The 19,037-nt window shown below is 71.4% G+C and carries 19 protein-coding genes, 3 tRNA genes and 1 pseudogene; 5 read left to right on the forward strand and 18 right to left on the reverse strand.

The window, feature by feature from the left end:
• Positions 1–96: 96 nt before the first annotated feature.
• The 14 genes and pseudogenes from GQQ95_RS09620 to tilS form a co-directional block, all read right to left on the reverse strand.
• Complete coding sequence (locus GQQ95_RS09620; protein WP_157427461.1) at positions 97–246, reverse strand: hypothetical protein; 150 nt, start codon at positions 244–246, stop codon at positions 97–99.
• Positions 247–286: 40 nt separating this feature from the next.
• Positions 287–1,813, reverse strand: a complete 1,527-nt coding sequence (lysS, locus tag GQQ95_RS09625; protein WP_157427462.1) for a lysine--tRNA ligase — start codon at positions 1,811–1,813, stop codon at positions 287–289.
• 77 nt (positions 1,814–1,890) lie between these two features.
• The gene (panC, locus tag GQQ95_RS09630) at positions 1,891–2,763 is read right to left on the reverse strand and encodes a pantoate--beta-alanine ligase (protein WP_157427597.1); all 873 of its coding nucleotides are present in this window, start codon (positions 2,761–2,763) and stop codon (positions 1,891–1,893) included.
• A 5-nt stretch (positions 2,764–2,768) separates the two neighbouring features.
• Entirely contained in the window at positions 2,769–3,524 is a 756-nt protein-coding gene (locus GQQ95_RS09635) for a Rossmann-like and DUF2520 domain-containing protein (RefSeq protein WP_157427463.1), read from the reverse strand.
• Entirely contained in the window at positions 3,517–5,388 is a 1,872-nt protein-coding gene (locus tag GQQ95_RS09640; protein ID WP_157427464.1) for a PH domain-containing protein, read from the reverse strand. The genes GQQ95_RS09635 and GQQ95_RS09640 overlap by 8 nt, the downstream gene beginning before the upstream one ends.
• Positions 5,385–5,675: pseudogene (locus GQQ95_RS19815) on the reverse strand (PH domain-containing protein); the annotation flags it as partial. The gene GQQ95_RS09640 and the pseudogene GQQ95_RS19815, both read right to left, overlap by 4 nt.
• A gap of 406 nt (positions 5,676–6,081) precedes the next feature.
• Positions 6,082–6,555, reverse strand: a complete 474-nt coding sequence (locus tag GQQ95_RS09650) for a DUF3180 domain-containing protein (protein ID WP_157427465.1) — start codon at positions 6,553–6,555, stop codon at positions 6,082–6,084.
• Positions 6,552–7,040 carry a 2-amino-4-hydroxy-6-hydroxymethyldihydropteridine diphosphokinase gene (gene folK, locus GQQ95_RS09655; RefSeq protein WP_157427466.1) on the reverse strand — a complete coding sequence of 163 codons (489 nt, stop codon included), beginning with the start codon at positions 7,038–7,040 and terminating at the stop codon, positions 6,552–6,554. Before folK ends, GQQ95_RS09650 begins: the two co-directional genes overlap by 4 nt.
• Positions 7,037–7,408 carry a dihydroneopterin aldolase gene (gene folB / locus GQQ95_RS09660; protein WP_246205356.1) on the reverse strand — a complete coding sequence of 124 codons (372 nt, stop codon included), beginning with the start codon at positions 7,406–7,408 and terminating at the stop codon, positions 7,037–7,039. The genes folK and folB overlap by 4 nt, the downstream gene beginning before the upstream one ends.
• Complete coding sequence (folP, locus tag GQQ95_RS09665) at positions 7,401–8,219, reverse strand: dihydropteroate synthase (protein ID WP_157427468.1); 819 nt, start codon at positions 8,217–8,219, stop codon at positions 7,401–7,403. Before folP ends, folB begins: the two co-directional genes overlap by 8 nt.
• Positions 8,216–8,830 carry a GTP cyclohydrolase I gene (folE, locus tag GQQ95_RS09670; RefSeq protein WP_157427469.1) on the reverse strand — a complete coding sequence of 205 codons (615 nt, stop codon included), beginning with the start codon at positions 8,828–8,830 and terminating at the stop codon, positions 8,216–8,218. Before folE ends, folP begins: the two co-directional genes overlap by 4 nt.
• 40 nt (positions 8,831–8,870) lie before the next feature.
• Positions 8,871–10,889 (reverse strand): ATP-dependent zinc metalloprotease FtsH, encoded by a 2,019-nt coding sequence (gene ftsH, locus GQQ95_RS09675; protein WP_157427470.1) that lies wholly within the window; start codon positions 10,887–10,889, stop codon positions 8,871–8,873.
• A 101-nt stretch (positions 10,890–10,990) separates the two neighbouring features.
• The gene (gene hpt / locus GQQ95_RS09680; protein WP_157427471.1) at positions 10,991–11,542 is read right to left on the reverse strand and encodes a hypoxanthine phosphoribosyltransferase; all 552 of its coding nucleotides are present in this window, start codon (positions 11,540–11,542) and stop codon (positions 10,991–10,993) included.
• 137 nt (positions 11,543–11,679) lie between these two features.
• A complete protein-coding gene (tilS, locus tag GQQ95_RS09685; RefSeq protein WP_157427472.1) occupies positions 11,680–12,852 on the reverse strand; it encodes a tRNA lysidine(34) synthetase TilS in 1,173 nt (390 codons plus the stop codon).
• 90 nt (positions 12,853–12,942) lie between these two features.
• Here tilS and ppa point away from each other — a divergent pair, with 90 nt between their 5' ends.
• Positions 12,943–13,428, forward strand: coding sequence for an inorganic diphosphatase (gene ppa, locus GQQ95_RS09690; RefSeq protein WP_157427473.1), 486 nt, complete (start codon positions 12,943–12,945; stop codon positions 13,426–13,428).
• 117 nt (positions 13,429–13,545) lie between these two features.
• On the opposite strand, the gene GQQ95_RS09695 is transcribed toward ppa, so the two are convergent.
• Both GQQ95_RS09695 and GQQ95_RS09700 read right to left on the reverse strand, forming a co-directional pair.
• Positions 13,546–14,853: a C40 family peptidase gene (locus tag GQQ95_RS09695; RefSeq protein WP_157427474.1), complete on the reverse strand. Its 1,308-nt coding sequence runs from the start codon at positions 14,851–14,853 to the stop codon at positions 13,546–13,548.
• A 25-nt stretch (positions 14,854–14,878) separates the two neighbouring features.
• Positions 14,879–16,177 (reverse strand): M23 family metallopeptidase, encoded by a 1,299-nt coding sequence (locus GQQ95_RS09700; protein ID WP_157427475.1) that lies wholly within the window; start codon positions 16,175–16,177, stop codon positions 14,879–14,881.
• Positions 16,178–16,395: 218 nt separating this feature from the next.
• Between GQQ95_RS09700 and GQQ95_RS09705 the strand changes: the two genes are divergently transcribed.
• From GQQ95_RS09705 to GQQ95_RS09715, 3 genes are all read left to right on the forward strand, one after another.
• Positions 16,396–16,468 (forward strand) — tRNA-Glu (locus tag GQQ95_RS09705).
• A 57-nt stretch (positions 16,469–16,525) separates the two neighbouring features.
• A tRNA-Asp gene (locus GQQ95_RS09710) sits at positions 16,526–16,599 on the forward strand.
• A 68-nt stretch (positions 16,600–16,667) separates the two neighbouring features.
• Positions 16,668–16,743: transfer RNA gene (locus GQQ95_RS09715), tRNA-Phe, on the forward strand.
• Positions 16,744–16,777: 34 nt separating this feature from the next.
• On the opposite strand, the gene GQQ95_RS09720 is transcribed toward GQQ95_RS09715, so the two are convergent.
• Positions 16,778–18,007, reverse strand: coding sequence for a tyrosine-type recombinase/integrase (locus GQQ95_RS09720; protein WP_157427476.1), 1,230 nt, complete (start codon positions 18,005–18,007; stop codon positions 16,778–16,780).
• The gene (locus GQQ95_RS09725; RefSeq protein ID WP_022888509.1) at positions 18,007–18,204 is read right to left on the reverse strand and encodes a hypothetical protein; all 198 of its coding nucleotides are present in this window, start codon (positions 18,202–18,204) and stop codon (positions 18,007–18,009) included. Before GQQ95_RS09725 ends, GQQ95_RS09720 begins: the two co-directional genes overlap by 1 nt.
• A 92-nt stretch (positions 18,205–18,296) precedes the next feature.
• On the opposite strand from GQQ95_RS09725, the gene GQQ95_RS09730 reads away from it, so the two are divergent.
• On the forward strand, positions 18,297–19,034 hold the full coding sequence (locus GQQ95_RS09730; protein ID WP_157427477.1) for a hypothetical protein: 738 nt from the start codon (positions 18,297–18,299) through the stop codon (positions 19,032–19,034).
• Positions 19,035–19,037 lie beyond the last annotated feature (3 nt).

Consider the following 19,037-nt stretch of genomic DNA (forward strand, 5'->3'; position numbering starts at 1 on the left):
GGCTGGGCGGCTGGGCGGCTGGGCGGCTGGGCGGCTGGGCGGCTGGCCGGCTGGGCGGCTGGCCAGCCGGCCAGCCGGCCAGCCGGCCGGGCGAACCTATCCCGCGGTGACGAGACCCCAGACGCCCGAACCGACGAGGTAGAGGCCGACAGCGCCGACGACGATCCAGATACCGAGGCGCGCGTTCGACGGGCGCTTCGGGTCCTTCTCCGGCTCGAGTTCGCCCTTGGGGAGGTAGTCGTTCATGTGGGGCATCCGTTCCGATTCGCCGGGCTCGAGGCCGGGCTCACTTGACCAGCGGGAAGAGGATGGTCTCGCGGATGCCGAGGCCCGTGAGCGCCATGAGCAGCCGGTCGATGCCCATGCCCATGCCGCCCGAGGGCGGCATGCCGAACTCGAGCGCGCGGAGGAACTCCTCGTCGAGGCGCATGGCCTCGGGGTCGCCGCCCGCGGCGAGCTTCGCCTGCTCGACGAAGCGCTCGCGCTGCACGACGGGGTCGACGAGCTCCGAGTAGCCCGTGGCGAGCTCGAAGCCGCGCACGTAGAGGTCCCACTTCTCGACGACGCCCGGCGTGCTGCGATGCGCACGCACGAGGGGCGAGGTGTCGAGCGGGAAGTCCATCACGAACGTGGGCCGCACGAGGCCGCCCTTGATGTGGTGCTCCCAGAGCTCTTCGACGTACTTGCCGGGCAGCGGGTGCTCGACCTCGACGCCCGCCTCGTCGGCGAGCTCCTTGAGCCGCTCGATGGGGGTCTCGGCCGTGATCTGCTCGCCGACCGCCTCGGAGAGGGTGCCGTACATCGAGATGCGGTCCCACTCGCCGCCGAGGTCGAACTTCGTGCCGTCGGCCCAGGTCACGACGTGCGAGCCGCTCGTCTCGAGCGCGGCGTCCTGGATCAGTCGCTGCGTGAGGTCGGCCATCGTCGTGTAGTCGCCGTACGCCTCGTAGGCCTCGAGCATCGCGAACTCGGGGCTGTGCGTGGAGTCCGCGCCCTCGTTGCGGAAGTTGCGGTTGATCTCGAACACGCGCTCGATGCCGCCCACGACTGCGCGCTTGAGGTAGAGCTCGGGCGCGATGCGCAGGTAGAGCTCGGTGTCGAACGCGTTCGAGTGCGTCACGAAGGGGCGAGCGGATGCCCCGCCGTGCATGACCTGCAGCATGGGCGTCTCGACCTCGACGAAGCCGAGGCTCGCGAAGGTGCGCCGGAGGCTCGCGTTCGTCTTCGCGCGGTCGAGCACGTTCTTGCGCGACTGCTCGCGGGCGATGAGGTCGAGGTACCGGCTGCGGACGCGGGTCTCTTCGCTGAGGTCGTTGTGCAGGTTCGGCAGGGGCAGGATCGCCTTCGAGGCGATGCGCCACTCCTTGACCATGATGGAGAGCTCGCCCCGGCGGCTCGTGATGACCTCGCCGGCGACGAAGACGTGGTCGCCGAGGTCGACGAGCTCCTTCCAGTCGGCGAGGGACTGCTCGCCCACCTCGGCGAGGGAGACCATCGCCTGGATGCGGCTGCCGTCGCCCGACTGCAGGGTCGCGAAGCAGAGCTTGCCGGTGTTGCGGGAGAACACCACGCGGCCCGCGAGCCCCACCTGCTCGCCGCTCGCCTCGTCGACGCCGAGGCCCACGAACCGGTCGCGCACCTGCGGGATGGTCGCGGTGATCGGCAGGCGCACCGGGTACGCGCCGCCACCCAGGTCGTCGGATGCCGCGATCAGGCGCTCGCGCTTGGCGAGCCGCACGGCCTTCTGCTCGGAGATCTCGGCAGCGGTGGGCTCGTCTGCGGCCTGGGCGGCATCCGTCTGGGTCTCGGCCATCGTTCTCTCTCGTCGCGGGGCACGTGCCCGACCAGCCTACCCAGCCGGGCTGGGCGGACGCTCCGCGGGCCGGTGGGCTACTCGGGCCCGGGACCGACGTCGACGAACGCGTTGTCGATGAGCCGCGTCGAGCCGACCCGCGCCGCGACGAGGGCCAGCGCCCGGCCGCGGAACGCGTCGTCGACCGGGAGGAACGTGTCGGGGTCGACGACGACGAGGTAGTCGAGCTCGACGCCGTCGTGGTCGCCGAACGCGGCGACGCCCTCGGCGAGCAGTTCGGAGGCGCCCTCGTCGGCTGCGGCGGCCGCGGCATCGAGCGACTCCGCGAGCACGAGCGCCGCGGCGCGGTCGTGCTCGCCGAGGAAGCGGTTGCGGCTGGAGAGGGCGAGCCCGTCGCCCTCTCGCACGGTCGGGACCACCTCGACGCGCACGCGCAGGTCGAGGTCGGCGACCATGCGCGACACGAGGAACACCTGCTGGGCGTCCTTCTGGCCGAACACCGCGACGTCGGGCTGCGCGATGGAGAAGAGCTTGGCGACGACGGTGAGCATGCCGTCGAAGTGCCCGGGGCGCGAGGCGCCCTCGTAGCGGGCGCCGACGGGCCCGGCGCTCACCGTCGTGCCCGGGGCCGAGCCGCGCGGGTACATCTCGGACACGTCGGGGGCGAAGACGAACTCGACCCCGAGGTCGGCGAGCGCCGCGACATCCGCCTCGAGGGTGCGCGGGTAGCGGTCGAGGTCTTCGCTGGGGCCGAACTGCAGCGGGTTCACGAAGATCGAGACGACGACCACGTCGGCGAGCTCGCGGGCCCGGCGCACCAGCGCGAGGTGCCCCTCGTGCAGCGCGCCCATGGTCGGCACGAGGGCGACGGATGCCCCGGCCCGGCGTCGTTCGTCGAGCGCCGCACGGACGTCGGCGATGGTGTTCAGCGTGCGGACGCTCGTCGCCACCTCGGTCACGTGGCACCTCCCAGCGGCCGATCGTCGTCGGCCTCGTCGATCGTACTCGCACCGTCGAGCCGCGGCCCGGGGTCGTGGCGAGCGAGCGCGTTCTCGACGGCGCTGCGCACGAGCGGCGCGAGCACCGCTCCCGCCCGCGCGACGCCGATGCCGTCGAGGAGGCCGCTCGCCTGGTCGACGATCGCGCTCGAGAACGAGACGGCGGTGTCGATCGCCTCGCCGTACGCGGCGCGGTCGCCCTCGGCGACGACGAACGGCTCCCCGCCCATCTCGACGACGAGCGCCTGCCCGATCGGCAGGACCGGCGCCGGCGCCGTGACGGCGAACCACGTGCCGGGCAGCCTGGCGAGGTCGATGCTCGTGCCGGTGAAGGTCATGGCCGGATGCACCGCGAGCGGGATGGCACCGGCCCGGCGTGCCGGGTCGAGCACGGCTGTGCCGTGGTGGGCGTTCGTGTGCAGGACGAGCTGCCCCGGCTGCCAGACCCGAGCGTCCGCGAGCCCGGCCACGAGCCCGGCGAGCTCGGCCTCGGGCACGGCGAGCAGCACGAGCTCGCTGCGCTCGACGATCTGCGGCACGGTGAGCACCGGGACCGAGGGCAGCATGGCGGCCGCCCGCTCCCGGCTCGAATCGGACACCGCGGCGATGCCCGTCAGCCCGTGGCCGGCGCCCGCGAGCGCCGAGGCGAGCACGGCGCCGACGCGACCGGCGCCGATGGTGCCGACGCCGAGCCGGCCGGGCCGCTCAGCCACGGGGCGCTCCTGGGCCTGGCTCCGCTTCCGGTTCCGGTGCCGGTGCCGGTGCCGGCGTGCCGACCGGCGCCTCGGCAGACTCGGCCGCCGTCGGCGTGACCGCCGATGCGACGAGAGGCTCGGATGCGGCCGTCGGCGCGCCCCAGTGATGCGTCTGGTCGGCCGCAGCCAGGGTGACGGCGTCGGCGGAGAGCCGCTCGAAGAGCGCGCGCGCCTCGGCGGTCGGGACGACGGGGAGGTACACCATGACCGGCCCCATCACGGTGTGCACCCGGATCGAGGCGACGTCGAGCATGCGTGCGACCGGCCCCCGGGCGATCGCCACGGACTGCATGCGCGCGAGCGGCATGAGCACGAGGGATCGCGAGAGGGCGCCGGTGCGGAACAGGACGACGCCCGACTCGGCGGCCCAGCCGATGCGACGCCAGGAGAAGGGATGCAGCCAGGCGGCGCGGCGCGGCGTGGCCGTGAAGCCGTCGCCCGGGCCGCGCCCGGTGAGTCCGGCGCCGATCGCGGCCGACTCGGCGTCGATCGCCTCGGGCAGCAGCAGCGCGAGCACCCGGCGTACGTCGTCGGCACTGCCCACCGGCAGCACGATCGTGCGCTGCGCCGACTCCCCCGAGGCGCTGATCGACTGCCCGGCCAGGTTGACCTTGATCGTCCACCAGCCGAACGGGCGCCAGAGGATCCACTGCGTCACCGCCACGGCGTGGACGCGCCCCGGCGGGATCGTCTGGTTCGCCGTGGACAGCAGCCCGTAGCCGATGCGCACGCCGTCGGGCGTGCCCGCGATCGAGTACCGCAGCGACTTGGTGATGCGCGACCAGAGGTAGCCCACGAGACCGATGACCGCCGGGACGAAGGAGAAGAGCACCCATTCCTGCCCCATCGCGATGCCCGCGATGATGATGCCGACGAACACCAGGATCGAGATCATCGTGCCGCCGAGGAGCGTCGACGCGACCACGCGGCCGAGCGAGAGGTGCACGACCGACTCCGGCGGCGCGAGCGTGGGGTCGAGTTCCGGCGCGAGGAACTCGTCGACGCGGCGGCCGATGACCGCCGAGACCGGGCCGTGGGCGGATGCCGCGGGCACGGTCGTGCCCGCGGGGCCCGTCGCGGCCGCGGCATCCGCCACACCTGGGGCATCCGTCGCACTCGCGGCATCCGTCGGGCCTGCGACATCCGTCGCGCTCGTGGCCACCGAGGCCGTCGGCGCGTTCGGGACCCGGGGCATCCCATCGCCCGCCGAGCTGCTCGCCCGATCGGCGCGGGCACCCGAGGCGAGGCGCAGGATGTCGGCGCGCAGGCCGTCGGCCAGCGCGGACCCGAGGTACGACAGCTGCACGTTGCCCGACTGGCCGGCCACGGAGACCTCGAGCTTGGCGGTGCCGAACAGTCGCGCGAACAGCGGGCGGCTGAGGTTGACGCCCTGCACCCGGTCGAGTCGCGCCGATCGGTGCGACCGGAACAGGATGCCGCTGCGCACCTCGACCGACTCGTTCGTGATGCGGAACGTGTGCATGCGCCAGGAGAGCCAGAACCCGAGGACGACGCCGATCACGACGACCGCGACCGCCAGGAGCGCCCAGCCGAGCTGGCCGCTGAGCACGATCGTGCCGACCGGGTCGTTGGCCCAGTCGTCGCGCCAGTCGCCGTGACGCTCCTCGACCTCGTCGCCGATCTCGGGCACGAATCCGACGACGAACATGTCGACGATGCGCTCGCGGAGGTTCGCGATGATGAAGCCGAGCACGGCGATGAACACGAGGCCGCCGCGCAGGAGCGGGCTCGCCGGATGGAGACGGTGCCACTCGCCGTCGGCGAGCGCGGTGACCGTCTTCGGGGCGACCGGAGCGGTCACAGTCCCGCCCGTCGCGACTCGGCCAGCGCGACGAGCTCGTCGCGCAGGTGCTCGGCGTCCTCGATGGGCAGGCCGGGCACCGAGACGGCCGTCGCGGCCGCCGCCGTGACGAACTTGAGGTCGGCGAGCCCGAGTGCGCGAGCGACGGGGCCCCGCGTGACGTCGACGAGCTGCATGCGCCCGTAGGGCACGGCGACCTGGCGCTGGAACATGATGCCGCGCCGGAACAGCAGGTCGTCGTCGCGCAGCCGGTAGGCGATCGAGCGCACGCGTCGCGGTTCGAAGGCGATCGTCACGAGCGAGATGACGCCGACGGCGATGGCCGCCCACATCGCCCACCACCAGTCGAAGAGGAAGTAGGCCGCGAGGAACGCGGCGACGAACAGCACCGTGCCGATGAGCGAGCCCACGACCTCGACGACGACGTACTTGGGCGAGACGCGCTGCCAGCCCTCGTCATCACCGGGCCCGGCGGCGATGCCGTCGGCGGCGTCGGCCTCCACCTCGAGCACGGACGTCGCGGGAGCGGGCGGTGCGGCGGCCGTCGGTACGGCCACGGGCTCCCCGGCAGCGGGCGCGGATGCCCCGTGCACGGGCACCCCCGGGTCGGGCACCCCCGCGTCGGGCTGCCCCGGGTCGGGCTGCCTCGCGGCGGCAGGCTGCCTCGCGGCGTCGGGCGTCGTCGCCTCGGGCTCAGGCATGCGCGTGTTCTTCCTTCTCGGTGTCGGTGTCGTCGGGCGGGAGGGTGCAGAAGTACTCGGCGACGAGTCCGCCCACGAGCAGCAGCACGGCTCCGATGGCGGAGGCGACGGCGAGCCAGACGGTCGACGTGGACGGCAGCACCGTCCGCGTGAGCAGGAAGAGGGTGATGCCGAGCGCGAGGCCGAAGAGCAGGGCGCCGCTCAGGCTGCTCGCCTTGGCGAGCACCGCGATGCGCATCGCCCGGAACGGATCGAGGTGCTTGGTCGAGTGCTCCTTCACGGCCCGTCGGATGGGCCAGGCGAGCGCCACGACGAGCACCGCGACGCCCACGAGCGTGATCGACAGCGAGATGGGCGGCACGATCGCCTTGCCGCCCGAGGACACGACGGCCAGGTCGAGGAGGTAGCCGACGGCGAGGCCGACGATCACCGCGATCACGACGGCGCTCGGATGCGTGCGCCTCATCGCCGGGTTACCTCGTCGTGGGCGTCGCGGCGCAGGTCCGCCACGCGGCCACGACCGGGGATCACGGCCTCGGGATCGACGTCGAGCCACGGCTGCAGCACGAACGCCCGCTGCCAGGCCCGCGGATGCGGGAGCTGCAGCCCGGTGTCGTCGATCACGAGCCCGTCGACGTCGATGAGGTCGAGGTCGAGGGTGCGGTCGCCCCAGTGCTTCAGGCGCTGCCGACCGTGCGAGGCCTCGATCTCGTGCAGGGCCGCCAGGAGCTGGTGCGGCGTGTGGCCCGTGGTCTCGAGCACGACGACGCCGTTGAGGTACCCGGGGGCATCGTGGTCGACCCCCGTGTCGGTCATCGCCGGGCTCTCGTAGATCGGCGAGATCGCTACGAGCTCGACGCCCGGCAGCTCGGCGAGGTCGCGCACGGCGCCCGCGACGGTGGCCTCGCGATCGCCGAGGTTCGCCCCGAACGCGATGACGGCGCGGCTCATGCGCGCCCCCGCACGATCGACACCGCGACATCCGCGAACGGGACCGTGATCGGCGCCTGCGGCTTGTGCACCGTGACGGCGGCCTCGATGGTTCCCGGGAATCCGAGTGCGACGTCGGCGACGCGCTCGGCGAGCGTCTCGATGAGGTCGACCGGGTCGCGCTCGACGGCTGCGACCACGGCTTCGGCGAGCTCACCGTAGTGCACGGTCTTCGCGAGGTCGTCGTCGGATGCCGCGGCCCGCAGGTCGACGACCACGGAGACGTCGATGACGAACTCCTGCCCCTGCTCCCGCTCGAACTCGAAGACGCCGTGATGCGCCCGGACCCGGAGCCCGGTCAGGGTGATGCGATCGCGCGTGTCAGCCACGGCTTCCACTCTGCCACGCCCGCACGACGTCGAGCGCTCGACGCGTGGATGCCACGTCGTGCACGCGCACGCCCCAGGCACCGGCCTGCGCGGAAAGGGCGCTGATGACGGCGGTCGGCAGGTCGCGCTCGGCCATCGTCGCGCCCTCGGGCAGCAGCGAGCCGATGAACCGCTTGCGCGAGGCCCCGACGAGCACGGGCAGGCCGAGGGCGAGCAGCACGTCGAGTCGGCCAAGCACCTCCCAGTTCTGCTCGCCGGTCTTGGAGAAGCCGAGGCCCGGGTCGAGGATGATGCGTTCGGCCGGTACCCCGGCGGCCGTCAGGGCGTCGACCCGCATCGCGAGCTCGTCGCGCACGTCGGCGGCGATATCCGAGTACTCGGTGAGCGAGTCCATGCGATCGGAGTGGCCTCGCCAGTGCATGGCGACGTAGTGGGCACCGGTCTCGGCGACGGTCGGGACCATCGCGGGGTCGGCGAGGCCTGCGGAGACGTCGTTGATGATCTCGGCGCCGGCGTCGACGGATGCCGCGGCCGTCGCGGCCCGCATCGTGTCGACGCTCACGCGGATGCCCCGGGCCGCGAGCTCGCGGACGACGGGCACCACCCGCCGCAATTCCTCGGCCGGTTCGACCCGCGCCGCCCCGGGACGCGTGGACTCGCCGCCCACGTCGAGGATGTCGGCGCCCGCCTGGACGAGCTCGAGCCCATGCGCGATCGCGCTCTCGGCGTCGAACCAGGCGCCGCCGTCGCTGAACGAGTCGGGCGTCACGTTGACGACGCCCATGACGAGCGTCGGTTCGGCGACGCTCATGCCGGACCGATCGAGTCGGATGCCGCGGCCCCGCCGATGAGCGCGATGATCTCGGCGCGCGCCACGGGCTCGGACAGTGCTCCACGGCCGACGACGGTGATGGTGGAGCTGCGTTCCTGGCGGGACCCGCGGGTCGTGACGCAGCGATGCTGGGCGTCGAGGATGACGAGCACGCCCCTCGGCTCGAGCCCGGCCTCGAGCGCGTCGGCGATCTCCTCGGCGAGCCGTTCCTGCAGCTGCGGACGGGCCGCCAGCGTATCGACGACCGCCGGGATGCGCCCGAGTCCCACGACCCGGTCGCCCGGGAGGTAGGCGACGTGCGCGGTGCCGACGAACGGCAGGAGGTGGTGCTCGCACACGGATCGGAAGGCGAGGTCCCTGAGGACCACCGCGTCGGAGGTCGCCGGCTCGCCCGCCTGGGACGAACCGATCGGGACCGCGTCCGCGAGATGGCTCAGCGGATCGACGCCGAGCCCTCCGAAGAACTCGGCATACGCCTCGGCCACGCGCTTCGGGGTTCGCGCGAGCCCCTCCCGGGCGGGATCCTCCCCGATCGCGAGGAGGATCTCGTGCACGGCGCGTTCGATGCGTTCCGTGTCGATACCGGCCATGGCAGGCCCTCTCAGGTCGGCGGCGGAGGCCGGCGGCGGGTTACGCCGTCGCCGGGCGCGGGTTCTGTCGGGGCGCACGCGCGGGCGTGGGCTCCTCGACCGGGGTGTCGCTCGAGTCGATGCCGCCGTCGACCGCGCCCGGGTCGATCGGCGCCTTGTCGGTCGGGAACGAGATCGGCGGGATGTCAGAGACCGGGCGCTTGTCGCTCGAGAGCCACAGCGGCCGCTCCGGCAGCTTCTTCACGTCCTTGAAGATCTCGGCGATCTGGTTGTGGTCGAGCGTCTCGTGCTCGAGCAGCTCGGCCGCCAGCCTGTCGAGGATGTCGCGGTTGTCGTTGAGCACCTCCCACGCCTCGTCGTGCGCCTGCTCGATGAGCGTGCGCACCTCGCCGTCGACGCGCATCGCGATCTCCTCGGAGTAGTCGCGCTGGTGACCCATGTCGCGGCCGAGGAAGACCTCGCCCTGCGACTGGCCGAGCTTCACGGCGCCGACGGTCGCACTCATGCCGAATTCGGTGACCATCTTGCGGGCCGTCGACGTGGCCTTCTCGATGTCGTTCGAGGCGCCCGTGGACGGGTCGTGGAACACGATCTCCTCGGCCACGCGGCCGCCCATCGCGTACGTGAGCTGGTCGAGCAGCTCGTTGCGGCTGATCGAGTACTTGTCTTCGAGCGGCATCACCATGGTGTAGCCGAGTGCCCGGCCGCGCGGGAGGATCGTGATCTTCGTCACGGGGTCGGTGTAGTTCATCGCCGCCGCCGCGAGTGCGTGTCCGCCCTCGTGGTAGGCCGTGATGAGCTTCTCCTTGTCCTTCATGACGCGGCTGCGCCGCTGGGGACCGGCGATCACGCGGTCGACGGCTTCGTCGAGTGCGCGGTTGTCGATCAGCTGCGCGTTCGAGCGTGCCGTGAGCAGGGCGGCCTCGTTGAGCACGTTCGCCAGGTCGGCGCCCGTGAATCCGGGCGTCTTGCGGGCGAGCACCTCGAGGTCGACGCCGTTGGCGAGCGGCTTGCCCTTGGAGTGCACCTCGAGGATGCGCTGGCGACCCTTGAGGTCGGGAGCGTCGACGCCGATCTGACGGTCGAAGCGGCCGGGACGCAGGAGCGCCGGGTCGAGGATGTCGGGGCGGTTCGTGGCCGCGATGAGGATGACGTTCGTCTTGGGGTCGAAGCCGTCCATCTCGACGAGGAGCTGGTTCAGCGTCTGCTCGCGCTCGTCGTGCCCGCCGCCGAGGCCGGCGCCGCGGTGGCGACCGACCGCATCGATCTCGTCGATGAAGATGATCGCGGGCGCGTTCTGCTTGGCCTGCTCGAAGAGGTCGCGCACGCGGGAGGCGCCGACGCCGACGAACATCTCGACGAAGTCGGAGCCCGAGATCGAGTAGAACGGCACGCCCGCCTCACCCGCGACGGCGCGGGCGAGCAGGGTCTTGCCGGTACCGGGAGGGCCGTAGAGCAGCACGCCCTTGGGGATGCGGGCACCCACGGCCTGGAACTTGGCGGGCTCCTTCAGGAAGTCCTTGATCTCCTCGAGTTCCTCGATGGCCTCGTTGGAGCCGGCCACGTCCTCGAAGGTGACCTTGGGGGTTTCCTTCGTGACGAGCTTGGCCTTGGACTTGCCGAACTGCATGACCTTGTTGCCGCCGCCCTGCATGCCCGAGAGCATGATCCAGAAGAAGAGGCCGATGAGCACGAGCGGCAGGAGGATGCCGAGCATCGAGAGGAACCAGTTCGGCTGGGGCACCTCGTCGTTGTAGCCGTCCTTCGGGTTCGCCGCGTCGACCGCGTTCACGACGTCTTCGCCGCGGGGCGTGACGTAGTAGAACTGCACCTGGTCGCCGAACTCCTCGTCGGCCTTGGTGAGGGTCAGGTCGACGCGGTTCTCGCCGTCGACGATCTTCGCCTCGGACACCTTGCCGTCCTGCAGGAACTCGAGACCCTGCTGCGTGGACACCTCCTTGAAACCGGAGGCGGTGATCAGGCTCGATCCGATCCAGACGGCGACGATCGCCAACAGGATGTAGATGATCGGCCCGCGCAGGATCTTCTTGATGTTCATGGTGCTCACAGGCTACCCCGCGTCCGCCGACCGTCGGCCGAGTGTTCGCTGTGGGCTGTGCTGCGCGTTGCGACGTGCCCGGGCGACGTCAGGAAGCGACGTCAGGAGTAGACGTGCGGTGCGAGGATCGCCACGTCGCGCAGGTTGCGGTACCGCTCGGCGTAGTCGAGGCCGTAGCCGACGACGAACTGGTTCGGGATGTCGAAGCCGAGGTACTTCACGGAGACCTCGACCTTCGCGGCATCCGGCTTGCGGAGCAGCGCGCAGATCTCGACGGATGCCGCACCGCGGGACTCGAGGTTCTCGAGCAGCCACGACAGCGTGAGGCCCGAGTCGATGATGTCCTCGGCGATGAGCACGTGGCGGCCGGTGAGGTCGGTGTCGAGGTCCTTCAGGATCTTCACGACGCCCGACGACTTCGTGCCCGCGCCGTAGCTGGAGACGGCCATCCAGTCCATGCTGAGGTGCGACCGGAGCTCTCGCGCGAGGTCGGCCATGACCATGACCGCGCCCTTCAGCACGCCGACGAGCAGCAGGTCCTTGCCCTCGTAGTCGGCCTCGATGCGGCGCGCGAGTTCGGCGAGCTTGGCGTGGATCTCGGCTTCGGTGACGAGCACCTCGGTGAGGTCGGCTTCGATCTCGTTCGCGTACATTGCTGCTCCTCCTGTGCGGGGCGGTCGGGGCCACGTCGGCCGTGGGTGCGCGGCGAACGGATGCCACGAGCCTAATCGCCCGTGCCCGGGGACCGTGCTCAGCGATCCTGCTCAGCGATCGTGCTCAGTGGTCGTGCTCAGTGATCGTGCGGCAGCACCTCGGTCGATCCGGTCGTCGAGAAGACGAGGTGCCGGCCCGAGCGGGTCACGCGCACGCCGGCGGGCAGCTCGAGCGGTCCCTGCCCGTGCCAGTCGGTCACGAGCCGTGCGACCTCGAGGGTCTGCGCCCGTGAGAGCGAGACGCCGAACTCGCTGCCGACGACGTGGCGGATGATGCGCTGCCGCAGCGCCGCCGGGTTCGCCGACAGGGCGCCGACCGTGATCGCGATGCCGGCCTCGGCGGGTTCGCAGATCTCCTCGATGAACTCCTCGATCTGCGCCTCGAACGCGTCGTCGTCTTCACGCAGCTGCTCGGCGGTGCGCACGAGCGCCTCGGCGATGCCAGGGCCGAGCTCGGCCTCGAGCACGGGCAGCACCCGCTCGCGGACGCGCACCCGGGCGTACGCGGAGTCGGCGTTGTGCGGGTCGTCCCAGGGCTCGAGGCCCGCGTCCTCGCAGGCCTGCCTGGTGGTGGCCCGGCGGATGCCGAGCAGGGGCCGCGCGTAGCGCCCGGCGCGCGCCGGCATGCCCGCGAGGCTCGCAGCCCCCGAGCCGCGGGCGAGCCCCAGCAGCACGGTCTCGGCCTGGTCGTCGAGGGTGTGCCCGAGCAGCACGCACGCGGCATCCGTCGCCCTCGCCGCCTCGTCGAGCGCGGCGTAGCGGGCACGGCGAGCGGATGCCTCGGGCCCGCCCTCGCCCGCGACCTCGACGCGCTGCACGAGCACCGGGTCGAGCCCGAGCGCGCGCGCCTGGGCCGCGGCCCGCTCGGCCACCTCGTCCGAGCCGGCCTGCAGCCCGTGGTCGACGATCACCGCGCCGGCCCGGAGGCCCGCCCGCGGCGCCTCGAACGCCGTGGCCGCGGCGAGCGCGAGCGAGTCGGCGCCGCCCGAGAGCGCGACGAGCACGAGCGGTGCGTTCGCGCTGTCTGCCGGATTCGGAGATTCTTGCGACACGCCGGCCTCAGAGGAGGGCGATCCGGCGTGTCGCGCCGGTTCTCCGAATCCGGCAGACACTGAGGCGCCGGCCGGCGAGGGAGCTGCGGGCAGGACGGCCCGCACGGCCCGCCGCACGTCGGCGATCGGCGGTGTCAGGCGCGGGCGTCGCTCGGCCGCGGCATCCGTGGATTCGTCCGGTTCGGTTGCAGAGGCCATCAAGTAACCTTATTCCGCCGATCGCGACAGGCCCGAGGCCCGTGCCGGCGCACGCTTCAGACCGTGCTTCCACAACCAAGGAGAACCCACATGGGCGAGTACGCCGCCGTCATCGAGATCCCCAAGGGGAGCCGCAACAAGTACGAGGTCGACCACGAGACCGGCCGGGTCTTCCTCGACCGCGTGCTCTACACGACCTTCGTCTACCCGACCGACTACGGCTACTTCGAGAACACGCTCGGCGACGACGGCGACCCGCTCGACGTGCTCGTGCTGCTCGACTACCCGCTGTTCCCGGGCGTGGGCGTCAAGGTGCGCCCCGTCGGCGTCTTCCACATGACCGACGACGGCGGCGGCGACGCCAAGGTCATCGCGGTGCCCGCCGGCGACCCCCGCTGGAACCACATCCAGGACCTCGGCGACATCCCCGAGTACACGCGCAAGGAGATCGAGCACTTCTTCGAGCACTACAAGGACCTCGAGCCCGGCAAGTGGGTCAAGACCGAGGGCTGGGCCGACGCCGCCGAAGCGGAGTCGCTCATCCAGAAGGCGATCGAGAAGTTCCCCGGCCACTGATCAGGGCATGATCCGAGCGGATGCCGCGGCATCCGTCACGCGAGGGGGCGGGCCTGCGGGCTCGCCCCTTCGGCGTTCCCGGCCGAGGCTCCGACGATGCGGCTCAGGCTGTGGGGCTCAGGCGGCGGGGCGGGCCGCCGCGGCCGGTGAGCCCCAGATGAAGTACTCGCGCACGGGCACGCCCTCGCGGGGCGCCTCGAGGATGCGGCCGCCGCCGAGGTAGATCGCCACGTGGTAGTAGTCGCCGCCACCACCCCAGAACAGCAGGTCTCCGCGCTGGATGTCCGAGAGCGGCACCGCCTTGCCCTGCCCGGCGAGCGTGTAGTACTGGTTCGTCGCCGAGTGGGTGCCGATGCCGATGCCGGCGTAGCCGTAGGCCTCCCTGGTCAGCCCCGAGCAGTCCCAGACACCGGGGCCCGAGCCGCCGAGCACGTACGGCTCGCCGAGCTGCTGGCTCGCGAACCAGATGGCGGACTCGACCGCGCCCGCGTTCGGCGGCGCAGGTGCCGGGGGCGGAGGGGGCGCCGGGGCCCAGCCGCCGCCGCCGCCGTCCGAACCACCCGAGCCGCCCGAGTCGCCGCCCGAACCGCCGGCAGCCTCCTCGGCCGCTTCCGCCGCCGCCTCCGCGGCCGCCGCGGCGGCGGCCGCTTCGGCAGCTGCACGTGCCGCGGCCGCGGCCTCCGCCGCCTCCCGGGCCTGGCCCTCCGCGCGATCGCGCTCGAGCTTCGCCGTCGTGCCCTGCAGGCTCGCGAGCTGGGCGTACAGCTCCTCGGAGCGCTGCTGCTGGCTCGCGACGGCGGCACTCGCCGCATCGGCGGCGGCCGTGGCCTCATCCGCTCGCGTCTCGGCGAGGGCCGCGAGACGCTCGCGCTCCGCGGCGGCATCCGCTGCCTGGGCTCGCAGCGACTCGGCCGTGTTGCGGTCGACCGTCGCCTGCTCGTACACCTCGTTCGCCTGCGCGCCGAGGCGATCGGCCATGCCGAGCTGCTGCAGCAGCGCGGTCGCGTCCTCGCTCGAGAACACGAGCTCGGCCGACAGGTCGGCGCCCGCCGTCTTCGCGAGGTGCGCGGCGAGCAGCCCGGCGCGCATCTTCGAGATCTCGGCGACGGCGTCGGCCTCGTCCGCCTGCTTGCCGAGCCGCTCCTCGCGCTCGGCCGCCCGGTCGCGCTCGTCGATGGCCACGCGCCACGCCTCATCGGCGCGCATCGAAGCCTCGGCCGCGGCATCCGCTGCCGTCTGCAGGCCGACCAGCAGGGCGCCGACGCGATCGATCTCGGCCTGCTTGGTCTGCTCGTTCTGCTTCGCCTGTTCGATCTCGCTCCACGACGGGTAGTCGGGATCGGCCATGGCGGGTCCGCCCGCGGCGGCGACGGATGCCGCGACGGCGCCCACCGCGACCGTGGAGAACACGGTCGCCGGCTTCACGCGCGAAATCGGGCGCGTTCGATTGTCAACCAAGGTTCACTCCCCGTTCCGCCATGAAGGGGATGGGGTCGATGCGTCCACCCCCGATGTACACCTCGTAGTGAAGGTGGCAGCCCGTGGAGGCGCCGGTCGTGCCGCTGGCCGCGATGTTCTGCCCCGACTCGACCCACTGGCCGGTGCCGACGAACGTGCCGCCCTCGCGGATGTGCGCGTACCCGGTCCAGACGCCGCCGCCGTGGTCGATCTGCACGTAGTTGCCGTACGTGCCCGACCACCCGGCGTACCGGACGACGCCACTGTTGGCCGCGAAGATCGGCGCGTCGCATCCGGTGGCGAGGTCGACGGCGTAGTGGAAGCTGTTCGAGCAGCCGCCCGAGGTGCAGATCGAGGCGCGCGGGCCGAAGTTGCCGGAGATGTAGCCGCCGGCAGGCAGTGCCCATCCCGAGCCGGCCACCGTGCCGGGGCTGCCCTGGCTCAGGGCCTCCTGCCGGCGGCGCTCCTCCTCCTTGCGGCGGCGCTCCTCCTCTTCCTTGCGCTTCCGCTCGCCCTCCTCGTAGGCGGCGCTCGTCTTCGCCTCGGTGTCCTTCAGGAACTTCAGCTGCTGCTCGAGCTCGATCTTCTTCGCCTGGGACTCGGCGAGCGCGGCTTCGGCAGCGGCCTGCGCCTCCTGAGCGGCGATGAGCGCCTCTTCCGCTGCGATGCGGAGCTTCTCGCGCTCGGCCCTCGCGACGTCGGCCTGACCGGCGAGCGACGTGGCCGCGTTCGCCTTCTCGTTCGCCTCGTCGTAGATGGCCGCGGTGCGCTCGACCATCTTCTCCATGCTGCCGAGCTTGCCGAGCAGCGCCTCCGTCGCGGCGGAGTCACCCGAATCGAGGAAGAGGCTCACGCCCACGTCCGCCGTTCCCGAGCGGTAGAGCTGCGCCGCGACCTGCCCCGCGTTCTCCTCGGCGGCGGCGGCTTCGGCGGCGGCGGCATCGGCCTGCGCCTGGATCTGGTCGGCGCGGAGCACCGCGTCGTCGAAGGCCTGCTGAGCGGCCAGGAGCTCGTCGGTGCGCCGTTCGGCCTCCGCACGGGTGGCGGCCACGTTGTCCTCGAGCTGGCCGATGAGCGCGGTGACCTCCTTCACCGCGGCGGCGCCCGCCTCGGTATTGGCCTTCGCGGCCTGGAGCTCGTCCCACGTCGGATAGTCGGCCGCGAACGCCGCCTGCGGGCTCGAGACCGGCTGCAGCACCACCCCCGCCAGGGTCGCGGCGATCACCGCGATCGACGCGACGACGCGTCGGGTCCTGGTCTGCGAAGTGCGGGTGGTGGTGGTGCGTGTCATGAGTCTCCGTGCAGGCGTGCTCAGCCCGTTGCTCCTCGATCTTCCATGCAGGGTGGCACGCTCACCCTAGGCAGGGTTCCCGCGGCGATTCGGGCAATTCCGGGGCGTGTGGCGGATGCCGCGACCGGCGCCCGAACCCTCGGATCGCCTCGTTTTGCCATTCTGCGAATCGACCCGTATGCTTGCTTCTCGGCGGTCATGCCCCAGGCAAGACCTCCGGCCCCATCGTTTAGTGGCCTAGGACACCGCCCTTTCACGGCGGCAGCACGGGTTCGAATCCCGTTGGGGTCACTCCACGAAGGTCAAGTCAAGTACAATTGAAAACTCGGGTGCGCAAGCATCTATCGAGGCCCTGTAGCGCAGTTGGTTAGCGTGCCGCCCTGTCACGGCGGAGGTCGCGGGTTCAAGTCCCGTCAGGGTCGCTCAGGCGACAAGCCCTTTCCCTTACGAGAGAAGGGGCTTTCTCCTTATTCGAGGTGTTTCACCTCGAGGCTCTGTAGCTCAGTTGGTAGAGCGTTCGACTGAAAATCGAAAGGTCACCGGATCGATGCCGGTCGGAGCCACCATCAAAACCCCCGGGTAACCGGGGGTTTTCTTGTTTCAACGGGCAATTCCGTCGGGGCGCTCGCGAGGCTGTGCCATTAATGTGCCATTAAGGTCGGCCGGGGCCCGCCGCCTGGTTCGTTTCGGTGGTTCGCCGGCTGCGCCCTTGAGCGCGTCGTTCAGGGCTGCGCCGGCACGGAGTGCGACACCCTCGCGGGCGCGCGAGTACCGCTCGGTGACCTGCAGGCTCGAGTGCCCGAGTGTCGCCTGCACGTCGGGTGCGCTGGCGCCGGCATCGAACAGAATCGTCGCGAACGTGTGCCGGAGGTCGTGGATGCGCAGGTCGGGTCGGCCGATCGCCTCGCGAAGCGTCTCCCAGTCGGCGCCGCGGCGTGCGTTGTGATTCGTGAGCCGACCGCCGTCGGGTCCGGCGAAGAGCAGGTCGTTCGATTGCTTGCCTCTCGCCGCTTTTTCGGCATATGGGCGCAACGCGTCGATCAGCGGGACGTCCCGGGACTTGTGGCTCTTGGGCGACTGCTCGATCAGCTCGCCGCGCTGGCCAGGGCTCAGCGATCGACTGACCCGGATGATGCCGCGCTCGAAGTCGACGTCGCCGACGCGCAGTGCGGTCGCCTCCCCCGCTCGCATGCCGGTGTAGACGAGCGCCGCGAGGTACCCGCGGTAGGCGCCCTCGGGAACGAGGTCGAGTAGCGTCTGGATCTGCTCGAGCGTGAGCGCTCTCGAGACCGGCGAGATCGAGTCGCGCATGCTCGGCCGCTTGACCTCGCGGGCCGGGTTGTAGTCGATGAACCGCGAGCGGCGCGCGCCGTCGAGCAGTCGCGAGAGCACGGCGAGCGCGTCGTTCTTGGCGGATGCTCCGCCCGACCACGCGACCATCGCCGACTCGATCATCGGCGAGGTGATGTCTTCAAGCCGGTGCCGGCCCAGGCTCGGCTTCACCCGGAGCCGCCAGGCCACGCCATAGCTGCGCCCGGTCGCCGGGCGGACGGATGACGTGATGGCCGGCCAGTACTTCTCGTGCCACTGCTCGAGGGTCATCGACCCGTTCGGGTTGCGACCGGCCACCGCCTTCGCGAGCTCGCGCTTGGCCTCGGCGAGCGTCAGGAACGTGCGGGATCGCTCAGCCGCTCCCCCATCGACACTCGGGCCGACGACGCGGATCTGGTACCGCTGCCGATCGGCGCGCCACCGGATGCCCTCGGGCAGCGGCCGACCCGTGCGCGGATCGACACGGCTCGGGGTATCGCGGTTCGGCCGCCCGGCCATCAGTGCTCCGTGCCGCCCCGGGCGAGCAGGTCGTCGATCGTGTCGGCGCTCCAGAGCAGGTGCTTGCCCATGCGGGCGTCGGGCTCGGGGATGAGTCCGTCATGGCGCAGCTTGTCGAAGCTCGAGACCGGGATGCGGCATCGCTCGGCTGCCTCGACTCTGCTCAGATACTCGACCCTCAGCGCGACGTCGACCATGATGCACCCCTTCGGCTGTTGCACCGCCGTGCTGGCATCTCGTGCATGCCAGCGCAAGCGCGGCTATTTGCAAGTATCTGAGACTACCACCAATGCGCATGTTCCGGCAAGTACCTGAGTTGAGTGGTTACACTCGACACATGCCCGACTCGACGCCCCGCCCTGGTGACCAGTCCTATGACGGCCTGCTCGTCGCGGATGACCTGCCCGAAGGTTGGTACCTGCCCAGCCGGTTCCCCGGCGAGCGCAACGACGACGCGAGCGCGCAGATCGATCAGGTGCTCGGCTACGACGATCAGGGCTCGCCGGCTGACTCCGGCCAGAACGAGACGGCCGGCGGCCGCTGGCGCTACCTCGAGCACGAGGCCACGCACACACGAGTGATGATCCGCCTGCAGCGGCAACTCTTCGCCGTGCCCGAGGAGATCCGCATCACCGGCGTGATCTACCTGCCGTGGCGCCCGGGCGACCCGATCACGAGCCAGCTCCTCCGGGAGCTGCCGACGGCTCGCATCGAGGCCTCGATCAACAAGCGCCTCTTCGCGATGAAGCGCACCGAGACGATCACAGGCGGCAAGATCGTGCTGCCGTCTGGGCGGAAGGTCAGCGAACGGGATCTGCTCAAGCCTCTCGGCGACCCGAAGAAGGTTGCCGACTTCTACGAGCTGGTCGCGCTGCAGCACGGCCGGCTCACGCAGCAGGGCGATACGAACCCGAGCGCGACGATGGCGCAGGTCAATGGGGTGGCCCTGTCTACCGCTCAGGGTTGGATCACGAAGGCGCGCGAACGCGGCCTACTGCCGCCGGGGCGCCGGGGCCGAGCTGGATAACAT

Origin of the sequence: Agromyces salentinus (assembly GCF_009749395.1) — a bacterium.
Classification (GTDB): Bacteria; Actinomycetota; Actinomycetes; order Actinomycetales; family Microbacteriaceae; genus Agromyces; species Agromyces salentinus.